This is a genomic window from Duganella fentianensis, assembly GCF_964031615.1.
Taxonomy (GTDB): Bacteria; Pseudomonadota; Gammaproteobacteria; order Burkholderiales; family Burkholderiaceae_D; genus Rugamonas; species Rugamonas fentianensis_A.
Window position 1 is genome coordinate 138651 of sequence record NZ_CAXIQN010000003.1, and the last position, 14515, is coordinate 153165.

The 14515-nt window shown below is 63.2% G+C and carries 10 protein-coding genes; 5 read left to right on the top strand and 5 right to left on the bottom strand.

What is annotated here, in order from left to right:
• Positions 1–145: 145 nt before the first annotated feature.
• Positions 146–1294, bottom strand: a complete 1149-nt coding sequence (gene lldD, locus ABNT42_RS01495) for an FMN-dependent L-lactate dehydrogenase LldD (protein WP_348693054.1) — start codon at positions 1292–1294, stop codon at positions 146–148.
• A 179-nt stretch (positions 1295–1473) separates the two neighbouring features.
• Between lldD and ABNT42_RS01500 the strand changes: the two genes are divergently transcribed.
• The 4 genes from ABNT42_RS01500 to ABNT42_RS01515 are packed head-to-tail and all read left to right on the top strand — an operon-like array spanning position 1474 to position 8653.
• Positions 1474–3366, top strand: coding sequence for a rhamnogalacturonan lyase (locus ABNT42_RS01500; protein ID WP_348693057.1), 1893 nt, complete (start codon positions 1474–1476; stop codon positions 3364–3366).
• A complete protein-coding gene (locus ABNT42_RS01505) occupies positions 3366–4589 on the top strand; it encodes a DUF4861 family protein (RefSeq protein WP_348693060.1) in 1224 nt (407 codons plus the stop codon). The genes ABNT42_RS01500 and ABNT42_RS01505 overlap by 1 nt, the downstream gene beginning before the upstream one ends.
• A gap of 3 nt (positions 4590–4592) precedes the next feature.
• Entirely contained in the window at positions 4593–7370 is a 2778-nt protein-coding gene (locus ABNT42_RS01510) for a Tat pathway signal sequence domain protein (RefSeq protein ID WP_348693063.1), read from the top strand.
• Positions 7367–8653: a rhamnogalacturonan acetylesterase gene (locus ABNT42_RS01515; protein WP_348693066.1), complete on the top strand. Its 1287-nt coding sequence runs from the start codon at positions 7367–7369 to the stop codon at positions 8651–8653. Before ABNT42_RS01510 ends, ABNT42_RS01515 begins: the two co-directional genes overlap by 4 nt.
• A gap of 76 nt (positions 8654–8729) precedes the next feature.
• On the opposite strand, the gene ABNT42_RS01520 is transcribed toward ABNT42_RS01515, so the two are convergent.
• The 3 genes from ABNT42_RS01520 to ABNT42_RS01530 are packed head-to-tail and all read right to left on the bottom strand — an operon-like array spanning position 8730 to position 12577.
• The gene (locus ABNT42_RS01520; RefSeq protein ID WP_348693069.1) at positions 8730–10148 is read right to left on the bottom strand and encodes a glycoside hydrolase family 88 protein; all 1419 of its coding nucleotides are present in this window, start codon (positions 10146–10148) and stop codon (positions 8730–8732) included.
• A gap of 15 nt (positions 10149–10163) precedes the next feature.
• A complete protein-coding gene (locus ABNT42_RS01525; protein WP_348693072.1) occupies positions 10164–10883 on the bottom strand; it encodes a DUF6250 domain-containing protein in 720 nt (239 codons plus the stop codon).
• A gap of 20 nt (positions 10884–10903) precedes the next feature.
• Positions 10904–12577 (bottom strand): rhamnogalacturonan acetylesterase, encoded by a 1674-nt coding sequence (locus tag ABNT42_RS01530; RefSeq protein WP_348693075.1) that lies wholly within the window; start codon positions 12575–12577, stop codon positions 10904–10906.
• A gap of 156 nt (positions 12578–12733) precedes the next feature.
• On the opposite strand from ABNT42_RS01530, the gene ABNT42_RS01535 reads away from it, so the two are divergent.
• Complete coding sequence (locus tag ABNT42_RS01535) at positions 12734–14074, top strand: hypothetical protein (RefSeq protein ID WP_348693078.1); 1341 nt, start codon at positions 12734–12736, stop codon at positions 14072–14074.
• 97 nt (positions 14075–14171) lie between these two features.
• On the opposite strand, the gene ABNT42_RS01540 is transcribed toward ABNT42_RS01535, so the two are convergent.
• Positions 14172–14507 carry an L-rhamnose mutarotase gene (locus tag ABNT42_RS01540; RefSeq protein ID WP_348693081.1) on the bottom strand — a complete coding sequence of 112 codons (336 nt, stop codon included), beginning with the start codon at positions 14505–14507 and terminating at the stop codon, positions 14172–14174.
• Positions 14508–14515: the final 8 nt, after the last annotated feature.

A 14515-nucleotide genomic window follows, 5' to 3' on the forward strand; every position in this document is an offset into this window, starting at 1 on the left:
AATCGCTCAGCTTTCCATTTTTTGAAAATGGGCGCGTAAAATCAATGACTTAGAAGGCAAGTCTGGCGCAGCTATATAAAAAAAGTCAGCAGATATATGAAATCTGTATGCGCCCCGCTTGCCGTTTAGCAGCTAAAGCTTGCCCTCACTGTCCTGCTGATGGGCGATGTAATTGGTCAGCACAGATCTCGCTGACCGCTTTCACCCCTGTCAGAACCATATTGGTGCGCAAGTCTTTTTCCATAATGCTCAGCAGCCGCTCTACCCCGGCCTGCCCCTGACAGGCCAGCGCATACACAAACGCGCGCCCCAGCAGCACGCCATCGGCGCCCAGTGCCAGCATGCGGAACACATCCGTGCCGGTACGCACGCCACCGTCGGCGAACAGCGTCATCTTGCCTTTGACGGCGGCCGCAATCGCCGGCAGTGCCTGTGCCGTGGAGAGCGCGCCATCGAGCTGGCGCCCGCCATGGTTAGAGACGACGATGCCATCCGCGCCAAAAGCCAGCGCATCCTGCGCATCGCCCGGTTCCAGTATGCCCTTGATAACCAGCTGGCCCTGCCACTCATCACGTATCCACTGCAAATCCTGCCACGTGATGCCGGGGTCAAAATTCTCACCCAGCCAGCCGATATAGTCGGCCAGGCCCGTAGCATGACCGCGATAAGTGGAGATGTTGCCCAGGTCATGGGGCCGACCGAACACGCCCACATCGAGTGCCCAGCGCGGATGGCACAGTGCTTGCAGCACGCGCCGCAGTGGCCCGTTGGCACCGCTCATGCCGCTATGGGCATCGCGGTAGCGTGCACCGGGCACCGGCATATCGACTGTGAACACCAGCGTGCGGGCGCCAAGTTCCCACGCGCGCCGCATCACATCGCGCATAAAGCCGCGATCCTTGAGTACATACAACTGGAACCAGATCGGCTGGGAAATCTGGCTAGCCACTTCGGCCAGCGGGCAGACTGATACCGTGGACTGGATAAATGGAATATTGCGCGCGCAAGCGGCGCGCGCCGCCTGCACTTCGCCACGTCGCGCATACATGCCGGTCAGGCCCACGGGCGCCAGCGCCATCGGCAGGCCGTATTGCTGGCCGAACCACTGCACACTCAGATCGAGCTGCTCTGAGCCGCGTAACACCTGCTGCCGTAATTTGACCGCCTGCAAGTCGTCGACATTGCTGCGCAAGGTCTGCTCGGCGCCAGCCCCGCCATCGAGATAATGGAACAGAAAAGGCGGCAGGCGGCGCTGGGCGGCCGCACGAAAATCAGTGGCAGATGAAATAATCATGGCTCAGTTCTTAAGCGGGTGGAATCCCGATTCTACGCCGGTCGCCAGAAACCCGTCCATGGCGACCGCTTGATTGATCATGCGCCTGATTATATGGACGCTAACAGGGGTGGCAGGTTGACACTGCCGGTGCACTGAGGGAATACTCGACTCCGCTTGTGAGCTGACCGGATACCACTATGGCATGGATACGACAACCTCCCCCTCTGCGGCGCTGTCTGGCGCTGGCTTTGCTCGTCTGCGCAGGTAGTAGCGCCCAGCACAGCGCGGTTGCTGGCGCACGTCAGGCTGAACAACTGGACCGTGGTCTAGTCGCGCTGCATACCGAACAGGGCAACTTTATTAGCTGGCGCGCGCTAGGCAATGACAGCGCCGCCACGGCCTTCAACCTGTATCGCGACGGCCAGCGCCTCAACGGGGCGCCGCTCACCGTCACCAACTATGCCGATGCCGGTGCCGCCGCAAGCGCGCGCTACAGCGTGCGCTTGGTGCTCGACGGAACAGAAATCGGCGCCACCGAGCCGCCACGCGCCACCTGGGCCCAGCCCTATCTGACTATCCCGCTGCACAAGCCGGCCGATGGTGTCACGCCAGATGGCCAGGGTTATCACTACAGCGTCAACGATGGCGCCGCCGCCGATCTCGATGGCGATGGCAGCTATGAATTGCTGGTGAAATGGCAGCCCTCGAACGCACACGATAATTCGCAGCGCGGCTATACCGGCCCTACCTATCTGGACGCTTACAAGCTCGATGGCACGCAGCTATGGCGCATCGATCTGGGGCGCAATATCCGCGCCGGCGCGCACTACACTACCTTTCTCGCCTATGACTTCGATGGCGATGGCCGTGCCGAAGTCATGATGAAAACCGCCGACGGCAGTGTCGATGGCACGGGCAAAGTGATCGGCGACGCCGCTGCCGACTACCGCAATAAGGATGGCTATGTGCTCGATGGCCCCGAATATCTGACCGTGTTCGATGGCCGTAACGGCGCCGCGCTGGCCAGCGCCGCCTATGTACCGGCGCGCGGCAATCCCGCAGCCTGGGGCGATAGCTATGGCAACCGGGTCGATCGCTTTTTGGGCGGCGTGGCCTACCTCGACGGCGCGCGCCCCAGTGCGATTTTTTCACGCGGCTATTACACCCGTGCCGTGCTGGCCGCGTGGGACTGGCGCGACGGCAAGCTGACGCAGCGCTGGATTTTCGATAGCGATACCCCCGGCAACGGCGCTGCCGCCGGTCAGGGCGCACACTGGCTGGCCGTGGCCGATGTCGATGGCGATGGCCGTGACGATATCGTGTATGGCGCAGCTACCATCGGCAGCGATGGCCGCCTGCTGTATAGCACCGGCCTGTGCCACGGCGATGCGCTGCACGTGGGCCAGCACATGCCGGATCACCCCGGCCTGCAAGTGTTTATGGTGCACGAGACGCCATCCTGCTACCGCGGCCACGCTGCCGAGATGCACGATGCCGCCACCGGCGAAATCCTGTGGAAAGTGAAAGCCGACAATGACGTGGGACGCGGCATCTGCATGGATATCGATCCGGCCTATCCGGGCAACGAGTGCTGGGCAGCGCTCAGCACGGCCGGCCAGGCCAGCGGTGGCTTGTTCAGCGCCCATGGCGTGCAGATTACGGCCCAGCGCCCGCGCGCCTACAACTTCGGTATCTGGTGGGATGGCGATCTGCTGCGCGAATCGCTCGACGGCACCCGTATTGAAAAATGGCAGCCGCAAACGCAGCGTCTGCTGCCGCTGCTCGATGGTGCGCGCTTCGGCGCAGCGTCCAATAACGGCACCAAGGCCACGCCTGTACTCTCGGCCGATTTGCTGGGCGACTGGCGCGAAGAAGTGGTGTGGCGTAACCAGACCGACGACGCCCTGCTGCTGTTCAGTACCACTACCGCTACGCCCTACCGTCTGCCGACCCTGATGCACGATTTACAGTATCGGGTACAGGTGGCGGCCCAGAACGCCGGCTACAACCAGCCACCCCATACTAGCTATTTCCTGGGCGAGGGCATGCGCCCGCCGCCTGCTACTAACCTGCAACTGCGCAAACCATGATGATGCTACGCTTTGTATTACCGGCGCTGGGCGCCGCCCTGCTCCCCCTGCACGCCGACGCGGCCGAACGCCTGCGTGTGACGGCCAGCCACACGCTCGACATGGCCCGCCCCAGCGAAACCATCAGCATACCGTGGCGCAGCGTCAGCGCCGCGCTACCCCATGCACTGGCACAGCAACTGGTGGTCAAAGATGAAGCGGGCCACCGCCTGCCCTATCAGGTGACCAATATCGCGCCCACCGCCAAAGATCCGGACATGAGCGGTGCCGCCTATGGCGAGCTGCTGTTCCAGTACAGCTTCAAGCCGGGCCAGAAGCGGGCCCGCTTCACAGTCGAAAAAACCGCTGCCACCGTACCGCCTTTCCCCGCGCAGACCTATGCCCGCTTCGTCGCTGAACGGCTCGATGACTTTGCCTGGGAAAACGACAAGCTCGCGCATCGTACCTATGGCCCCGCGCTAGCGGCGCCAGCCAGTGCCGGCAGCAATAAGGAAGTGCTACAGACCAGTGGCCTCGATATCTGGTTCAAGCGCGTGCCTTATCCTATTGTCGATCGCTGGTACAACATCGGCCATGACCATTACCACGTCGATGAAGGCGAAGGCATCGATATGTACAACGTCGGCACCACGCGTGGCGCGGGCGGCACCGGCATCTGGCATGGCCAGCAGCTATTTTTCGGCACCAATTACAGCACGTGGCGCCTGCTTGCCAATGGCCCGGTGCGTACCGTGTTCGAGCTGCAGTACGACAGCTGGGATGCGGCCGGCACCCAAGTCTCGGAAGTCAAACGCTTTACCGTCGATGCGGGCCAGTATTTCGATACCATCGACAGCACCTTTAGCTTTAGCGGACCGCGCACGCTAACGGCAGCCGTGGGTCTGAACAAGCATCCAAGCGACAAGGGCGAGGAAGTCAAGGTAGCATTCAGCGAGAATCCGGCCGACGGCACGCTGGTGCAATGGGTCAGCCAGCGCAGCCTCGGTGACTTCGGCGTCGCGCTGATCATGCCGCCAGCCGAAGGCAGCGCTTACGCCGCCGATGAACGCAATGCGCTAGTCACCCGCACGGTGCAGTCGGGCCAGCCGCTGCGCTACTACGTGGGCGCAGCGTGGACGCGTGGCAGCCCTTACACCAGTCAGGCTCAGTGGCAGCGCCATGTGGCCGAAGCGGCCGCCCGTTTGCGCGCCCCGCTGACGATCACCACTGTGGCGGAGCATTAAGCCATGGCGCCGATCACCCGCCGCAATTTCTTCAAGGCTGGCGCAGCCGTCGCAGCATTGCCGCTGGCTGGCGCCAGTGCTAGCGCCAATCCGACTGACAGCGCTGCCGCCGCCGGCAGCCTGCCAGATTCACCTCTAAACACGCTGCCGGCTCACGCCGGCATGGCGGAACTGAGCTGGCTGGAAGGCCCGCCTGCACTACTGACGGGCACCACCTTCGGCGTGCCATGGCCACGCGGCAGCGTCAGCAAACAGCAAGCGTTTATCCTGTCCGGTCCGGCCGGAGAGATAGCCTGCCAGAGCTGGCCCACCGCCTACTGGCCTGACGGATCGCTCAAATGGACCGCGCACGCCATACCGGCGCAGGCCGTGCCGGCAGGCCCGCTGCGCTTGCGCCCCGCCGCAGCCACCCCGTCTGCAGCCTCCACTACAGCATCGTCTACCGGCTTATCAGCGGCGCAAGTGCGCATCGTTGAACACAGCGACGCCATCCTGATCAACACTGGCGTAATCGAATGCACGGTGCCACGACGTGGCAGCGCGCTGATCACGCGTATCCGCCGCAATGGCCGCGACATCGCCAGCAACGGCCATCTGGTCGCGCTCAGCGATGACCAGCCCGATGGACTGAGCGGCACCACGCGCCAGACCGCGTTCGAAAGCCAGCTCGATAAAGTCAGCATCGAACAGCGCGGCCCTGTACGCAGCGTGCTCAAACTCGAAGGCCGCCATCGTGCCGTTGGCGGCACGCGCGCGTGGCTACCATTTACCGTGCGACTGTATTTCTATGCGGGCGCCGAATCGCTGCGGCTGATGCACACCTTCGTGTTCGACGGCGACGAACAGCTCGACTTCGTGCGCGGTCTGGGCGTGCGCTTCGATGTGCCGCTGCCCGACCAGCTGCACAACCGCCATGTGCGCTTTGGCGGCGAAGCGGGTGGACTATGGGCCGAAGGCGTGCGCAATCTGACGGGCTTGCGGCGCGACCCCGGCGCCGATGTGCGTCAGGCCCAGCTGGCCGGTCAGGCCGTGCCAGCCATCGCCGAGCGCGTCAACCGCTCGCTGCACCTGATCCCCGCATGGGGCGACTACAGCCTGGCCCAGCTTTCGGCCGATAGCTTCCGCATCCGCAAACGCACCAAGGCAGGCCATGCGTGGATCGATGCGGGCTGGGGCCGGCGTGCTCCGGGGCTCGGCTATATCGGCGGTGCGGCTGGCGGACTGGCCTTCGGCTTGCGCAATTTCTGGCAGAGCCACCCTACCCAGCTCGATATCCGCAACGCCCATACGGAAGCGGCACAGGTGACCTTGTGGATGTGGTCCCCCGAAGCGCCGGCCATGGACTTGCGCTTCTATCACGACGGCATGGGCATGGAGACCCATGCCGAAGAATTGCAGGCGCTCGACGTGACCTATGAAGATTACGAAAAAGGTTACGGCACGCCGCTGGGCGTGGCACGCAGCAGCGAACTGACGCTGTGGGCTTGCGACAGCACACCGACACGCGAACGGCTGGTGCAAATGGCGGCCAGTGTGCAGCTACCACCACAGCTTGTGGCCAGTCCCGCGCATATCCACGCGACGCACGCGCTGGGCAATCTATGGTCGCTACCAGACCGCTCGACGCCGGCACAAGCCAGCATCGAAGACCGGCTCGATGCCCACTTCGCGTTCTACCGCAATGAAATCGAGCAGCGCCACTGGTACGGTTTCTGGGATTATGGCGACATCCGCCATACCTATGACGCCGATCGCCACGAATGGCGCTACGATGTAGGCGGCTATGCCTGGGATAATTCGGAGCTTTCGCCGGACCTGTGGCTATGGTTTGCCTTCCTGCGTACGGGCCGAGCCGACATCTTCCGCATGGGCGAAGCCATGGTGCGCCACACCAGCGAAGTCGATACCTACCATCTGGGCCGCTTTGCCGGACTGGGCTCGCGCCACAATGTGCAGCACTGGGGCTGCAGCGCCAAACAGGTGCGCATCAGCACTGCCGTGTACCGGCGGATTTACTACTACCTGACGGCCGACGAACGCATCGGCGACATCATGCGCGAAGTGCTCGAAGCCGACCAGCGTCTCGATGCTGTCGATCCGGTGCGCAAGATCGCCAACCAGCCGCCCAAAGGGCCGTATCCGGTGCGCGCCAGCTTTGGCACGGACTGGGCTTCGCTGGCGGCCAACTGGCTGACCGAATGGGAGCGCAGCGGCAGCACCCATTATCGCGACAAGATCTTGACGGGCATGCGCGACATCGCCGCCATGCCGCGCGGCTTCTTCAATGCCGAACGCATGGGCTACGAGCCTGCATCGGGCCATCTGCACAATATGATAGGCAACGATGTCAGCGCTTCGCATCTGAACTCGGTGTTCGGCGCGGTGGAAATTTTCGATGAGCTGATTAGTCTGACAGGTGATCAGGCCTTTGAACGGGCCTGGCTCGAATACTGCGAACTGTATAACGCGCCGGCCGAAGAACAGCGCCGCCGTCTGGGCAAAAAACATGGCGGCACCGACGCCATCTATATCGGCCATTCGCGCCTGACAGCGTATGTGGCATGGAAGCGCAAGGATGCACAACTGGCACGTCGCGCGTGGCAGGAATTTGCCAGCGTGGAAAAACCCTATCCGCCATTCCGGCTACAGCACGTAAGCGGCGCGGCCGTGCTCAACCCCGTCAACGAGGTGCCATGGGTAACCACCAATGAAACCGCCCAGTGGGGGCTGGCAGCGATCCAGAATCTGGCGCTAATCCGCGCGGCACTGGTGTCGCCATGAGCCGCCCACCGATCGCCCCCGCCTTGACGGCTGCCCTGCTGCTGGCCGGTTGCGCCAGTGCGCCGCCAGCCGTGCCTCCACAACGGTACGCGTTTACGCCGGCACCGGCACCGGCCGGCTACACCGTGGTAGCGCCACAGTTGCTATACAACGCCGGACGCGGCTTCGGCTTTGAGCCCGGTTATCCGCCGGGCCGCTATTTTTCGGTCGATCTGGCGGAAGGTAATTATCGCGTCAGCGTAAGTCTGGGCGACGACAGTCACGCCGCCAGCACTACCATCAAGTCCGAAGTACGCCGTCTGATGCTGGAAAATGTGGCAACGGCAGCCGGCGAGCAGGTCGAGCGCAGCTTCATCGTCAATGTACGGCGTGCGCAGATACAGCCTGTTGCGGGCATTGCCGCTGGCGCGGTGGCCTTAAAAGCGCCACGTGAAACGGAAACCGAAGCATGGAACTGGGATGGTCGCCTGACGCTCGAATTTAGCGAGGCCGCCGCCGTGCGCAGCATGACGATCGCGCCGGTACGAGTGCCTACCCTGTTCCTGCTGGGCGACTCCACTGTCAGCGACCAGCCGGGCGAGCCTTATACTAGCTGGGGCCAGATGCTGCCGCGCTTTTTCAAGCCGACGCTGGCCGTGGCCAATCACGCCGAATCCGGCGAAACTTACCGCGATTCGCTGGCGCGCCGGCGTATCGACAAAATCGTCAGCCAGTTGCAGCCGGGTGACACCGTGCTGATGCAGTTCGGCCATAACGACCAGAAGCAGCTCAAAGATGCTAGCGGTGGCCCGTTCACCACCTATCAGGCGGAAATCCGCCGCCACGTGGCCATGGTGCGTGCCCGTCAGGGCGTACCGGTGCTGGTAACGCCGGTGGAGCGGCGCCGCTTCGGTGCCGACGGCAAACCGGAAGCCACGCTGACCGACTATGCGACGGCCGTGCGCCAGTGCGCGCGCGAACTCGGTGTGGCCGTGATCGACCTGAACACGCTGAGCCAGACGCTGTATGCCGCACTGGGAGAAACCGGTTCGCAGGCCGCCTTTGCGCTGCCCGAAACGGGTCGGCTCGATAATACCCACCATAACCGCTATGGCAGTTATGAGCTGGCCAAGGCCGTGGTACTGGGCTTGCGCCAGAGCGGTTTGCCGCTGGCGGCCCATATCGTCGACGACTTCCAGTTCGATCCCGCTCGGCCCGACCCAGTCAGTACGTTTGCCGTGCCGCCTAGTCCGGCGCGCAGCCTGCAACGCCCGCTCGGCGACGAAAGCAACGCGGCGCGCTAACCCCGCCCTCGCCTGACAGCCATTACCCACCAGCCGCCAGCCTGAACATCCGCATTCAGGCTGGCGGATCTGGCGCTTAGCGCACGCCCTGGAACATCAGGCCACTATCATTGAGGCCGAAGCGGTACTTCTTATTCATTTCCATGATCTCTGCGCCAGCCAGCAAGGCCGGACCATAGCCATGCGCCGCTTTGACACTGGTCGGACGATAAGCGTAGAACGCAGGATCGAACGCCATGCCGGTACCAACGCAGATACCTTCGATCTGGCCATTCGGCTGGACCTTGCTGGCCACGGCATTCCACGCCAGATTGGCCATCGGGCCATACATTTGCGCTTCCACATAGCCGCGGTTGACGGCACGGGCAATGGCGTAGGTATAGATTGCCGTGGCCGAGGTTTCCTGATAGGTATCGTTACGGTCGATCAGCTGATGCCAGAAACCATCCTTGCTCTGGTAGGATGCCAGTCCTTTGATGTGGGCTTGCAGCTGCGCCAGCACGGCTTTATAGCCCTTGTGGTCCTTCGGCAGCACCTCCAGCACTTCCACCATCGACATCACGGCCCAGCCGTTGGCGCGGGCCCAGTGCAGTTCCGGATGATCGCGCATGCCTTCCACATAGCCGTGCATATAGATGCCCAGCTTCGGATTGAACATGCGGCGCGAGAATTGCAGCACCTGACGCACGGCATCGTCATAGTGGGCCCGCTCGCCACGCACTTTACCCAGATAGGCCATGGTCGGAACGCCCATGAACATATCGTCCAGCCACAGGGTATCGGGCAGCGGGCGCATCTTGCGGCCACCCTGACCATCGGGACCGCCGCGCGCCAGCGTGCCGTCCGGCAGACGGTATTCGCGCTTGGTGACAAAGTCGCCGCAAACGCCCAGCATCTGGCTGTAATCGACTTTGACGCCCGCCAGCTTGGCTTTCAGGAAGCTGTGGCACAGGGCGCCCGCATCATCCAGTGCATGGGGGTTGAGGAAGCTTTTGATGGGAGCGTGAGCCTGTTTAGGGTCGGCCTGCACCACTGGCAAATAGGTTTTAGTCAACTGGGCCAGCAGGCCGTGGCGCTTCTGCACGTAGTCGAAATAACGCTGGTCGCCGCTGGCCTGCGCTGCTGCCAGCATGCCGATATAGGTCACGCCCCATTCATAGCTGGTCAGACGGAAGTCGCCCGGTTTCAGCACGGCGTCCGGTTCGGCCTGCGACAGGTCGGTAATGGCGGCGCCGCTGGTCTTGTGCACCAATTCGGCCGGCGTGGTCTGGTCGAGGTAGGTGTACACCCGATCCAGCACCGCCTTGACTTCGGCCGCCTGCATGGGCTGGTAGCGCGTCGGATAGTTGACGTTTAGCGCGTGCAGCATGGTATCGGCGGCGGCTGGCCCCTTCTCTTGCGGTGGCGGGGCTTCCTGCGCCCAAGCGTGGATGGCTGGGAACAGGCCGGCAATGAGCAGGCTAACCAGTGCGCGGCGCGGCAGGGGGACGTTCATCAAGATATCTCCTTATTATTTGAGCTGGTGAATTGTAAAGTGAGTGATGGTCTGGCGCGACCATGTGGTGCGAAAGCCGAAATAGCCTTGGCTGTAGGGTTGCGGATCGCGGTAACTGAAGATGTCATGCCCATCGATGCGCAAGCGTGTACAGCCACGATACACGCGTATCTCGATCTGGTAATCGCGGTTGGGCTCCAGCATAAATTCGCTGCCCTGACGTTCAGCTACCAACTGGCGTTGTCCCTGACCGTAGCGGCGCATACGCGTGGTGCTGTTATTGTTGCCGCCCACACCGGCGTAGTACAGCTGCAGGTCGTCATAGTCTTCCAGCTTGCCGCTGCGGGTGAACAGGGTGCTGCGGGCCGGATCGCTGGCCATCCAGAACTGGTTGAGGTCGGACAGACGGTCATTTTTTCCGCCCTCCAGCAGCACCCGCCGCGTGTAGGCGATCACCAGATCGCCCGCCAGCGGCTTATCCAGCCAGACGGTGGCGCCCGCATCGACATCGATCAGCAGGCGGCCCGCGCGATTGGTCACGATATTGCCGGGCGTGTGCGGGTATTCGCTGACATAGCCTTGCAGTGGGCCGCTAAAATCGTCGCTGTGCAGCAGTGCGCCGCGCTCGCCCCACTCGGTGCAGGCCGTAGCGGACGCTTCTGCGGCAGACGCACTGGCGCCGGTCTGGCAGAACAAGAGCAGCGCCAGCGCTGGTGCTCGAAGCACAGCCTGCATCGTCCGCCCCTGCATGCGTCTCATCGCACCTTGGCCGCGAGCGGCGTGAACACAGCGCCCAGCGGGTTGCCAGCCAGCGTTTTGAGGCCCGCCACCACACGTTCGGCATTAAAGGTCGCACCGGCGTCGTTGGTGTGGGTACGCGCATCGGAAAACAGGGTATCGACCTGCGGCGCGCCAAGCGCGCGGTAGCCATCGCTGACCAGCAGCGTCAGATCCATGAAATGCGCGCCGCCAGCGGCTGCAACCTGACGGCCCCAGTCGGCAAACTCGGCGAAATCGCGCTCCTGCTGCCACTTGTCGCGGTGCGGCACCGGCGCAGCGATCACCACCTGCGCGCCGCGCGCCTTGGCATCGGCCACATAACGGGCCAGATACCAGCCGAAGCTATGCACCAGCTCCACGCTGCCATCGGCCAGCGTGTCGGGCACCGTGTCGGGGCCGACACCGGCCACCGAAGCGCGGTGTTTATTGGCAGGGTCGCCGATCCGGCCACCATCGTTATGGCCGAACTGTATCAGCACCATGTCGCCGCGCTTGAGCTGTTCCAGCACGCGCTGCCAGCGCCCTTCGGTATAAAAAGTACGGCTGCTACGCCCGCCGATGGCAGCATTAACCAGATTGATTTTGCTGCTGTCGAAATATGGGGCTATGCGCTCGCCCCAGCCAATCGCGCCATTCTGGCCGCCGCTCTTGACGGTGGAGTCGCCGACCAGAAACAGGGTCGGCAGGCTGGCATCGCGCACAGTTTCTTCCTTAACGCTACGCGCATCGACCACAGGGCGCACATCTTCGGCGGGCGCCAGCAGAGTAGCGATGCGCGCGTCGCCCAGCGCTTTCAGTCCGGCCACCACGTATTCGGCATTGAGTACGGCACCGGCCCAATTGGTATGGATGCGCTCCTCGGGCGTGGTGACGGGGAACAGGCCATCGACGGCCGTCTTGCCCAGTGCCTCGTAGCGCCGTGCTACTTGTTCGTTCAGGTCGATGAAGCCGGTGCCCTGCTGGCGTGCCACGTCGGCGGCCCAGCCGGCATAATCGTCGCGGTTACGCCGCATCGTGCCATCGGCATTCCAGGCTTTGCGCGGAACCAGCGACACCACCACCGGCGTGGCACCTTTGGCGCGGATGTCGGCAATGTACAGGCGCAGATACCAGCCATAGCTATGCACGGTTTCGCGCTTGCCCGTCAGCAGATTATCGATTTCGCTGCTGTCGTCGCCGGTTCCGCGCAAGGTGCCGCGCGCGCGTTTGTCGTCATTGACGGGCGAGGCATCGTTATGGCCGAACTGCATCAGCACGATATCGCCGCGCTTGACCAGCGCCAGCGTACGCTCCCAGTGGCCGCTGGTCAGATAGGTGCGGCTCGACAGCCCGCCTACCGCGCGGTTGACGACGTTCACGCGGCGCAAATCAAAATATTTAGCCAGCGGATGGCCCCAGCCCCACTGCCCCTCGGCGCCCTTGCCCTGACCATCATCATGGCCGTTGCGCACGGTCGAATCGCCGATCAGGATAATCGACGGTAACGCCGCTTGCGCCGGTTCCGGCAGCACCACCTGAGCGCGCGCCGGATCGGTATTGACGGCCGGTGCCGGTGTCTGCGCCTGCACCGGCCCATGCAGGGCCGCGAGCAGCATAGGCGCCAGCGACAGCAGGCGGACGGCGCGCATCAGGGTACTCTGGAACGACATAGCAGGGGTCTCCGTTTTTTTCGGTGTGTATGCGATTCTATGCGGCGGTGGCGCCGCTGGCAGCAAGCACGCAGAAAGAATCAGCATCATGATCGGTTTTGCGCGAAAACGGCTGCGACAATGCATTCACTACCACTATTATGGAGACTCCCGCTTATGCAACTGCGTACTCTGTCCTGTCTGCTCGCCGCACTGCTGGTGAGCACGCAGGCATCCGCCCAGATCGGCAAGCGCTTCCCGTCCGAGCGCCAACTGGTCAAGGACCCTGTGACCGGCACCATGCTGACTTTCCTGACCAGTAAGCCGCATGGCGACTCGAAAATCTACCCCACCCACCCGCAATGGACCGCCGATGGCAAGTGGCTGGTATTCCGTTCGCGCCTGGCGGGCGATGAAGCACTGGCCGTCAACGAAGCCAGTGGCGACATCGTGCAGGTCACGGAAGGCGGCTACACGGGCATGCTGAATCTGGCGCGCCGCTCGATGAAGCTGTATTACATGCGCAAGCTGGGCAACGGCCTGCAGATCATCGAAACGGATCTGGCGCGGCTACTGGCCGACAGCGCAGCCGGCCATATGCAGCCTGCCAGCACTTATCAGCGCGTGGCCGCCGACCTGCCGGCCGAACTGGAAGCGGGTGGCGATCTGGCGCTCGATGCGGATGAAGAATGGGTGTATTTCAAGGTCGGCGAGGGTCAGGCCGCGCGCCATCTGGCGCCCGGCACCCGCATCGAGCCTGCTTTCGGGCCGCGCAAGATGGGCGCCGGACCGCAAGGCATCACCCGATTGAACGTGCGCAGCGGCGAAATCCGCCACGTGGTGTCCGTGCCGTTCCAGATCGGCCACATCCAGGCCAATCTGTGGAACCCCGGCGAACTGGTGTTCTGCTGGGAGACGGGTGGCAAGTCGCCGCAGCGTACCTGGACCGTGCGCGCCGATGGCAGCGGCCTGCGTCCGCTGTATCCGGAAGCGCCGTATGAATGGGTGACCCACGAAGCAGTGATCAGCAAGGATGAAGTGGCGATGGCCATCATGGGCCACCGCACCATTGCCGGCGCAGCGCAAGCGGTTGACGGACCGGCCACCGATGTGGGCGGCGCCAATCCGGGGCAGGACGATGGCTGGGGCCAGACCGGCACGCGCGAAAAACCCAGTGGTCTGGCGATCGTCAATCTGCGCACGCGCCAGATGCAGATCGTCGGCCAGACCCCGTCGGGCAGCGGCTTGTGGCATGTACACGGTTCCAGCGACGGGCGCTTCGCCGTGGGCGATGATTTTAGCCGCAGCGTCTATCTGATCGATCGCCGCAGCCACGAAATGATGTTGCTGACCACTGGCCACAAGACCACTGCCGCCGACCATCCCCACCCGACCTTCAACGCCGACGGAACCAAGATCGAAATCCAGTCTGCCATGCTGTCGGCCGATGGCCGCTCCATGAACATCGTGGTGGTGCCGGTGCCGGAAGCATGGCTCAAGCGCGCCACCCAGCCCTGACAGGAACAAAAAAACGCAACAAGGGCGAGCCAGCGTTAGCATGGCTCGCCCTCGTCAGGCCCGGCCTATCTTCACAAGATAGCCCTATTACCGCAAGCTAGGCCAGATGAAACACCTGCACCAGCGGCCACTCGCAGGGCCGGTTGCCCGGCTCCACTTCCATCAGATCGGCCATGTAATCCCACCAGCGCCGCATCACCGGATGCTGCGGCAAAGGCCCCAGATCATGCCCGGGCCGCAGTTTCATCACGGCGAACAGATCCAGCGTGGCTTCATCGAGAAAGATCGAATAGTCATAAATGCCGGCGTCGTGCAGCAGTGCCGACAACTCCGGCCAGATCGCATCATGCCGCTCGCGATAGACCTGCTCGTTGCCGGGCTTGAGCTTCATGCGGAACGCCCGCGTACCTGGACTAGTGCTAGCACTGCTCATACGCTCTC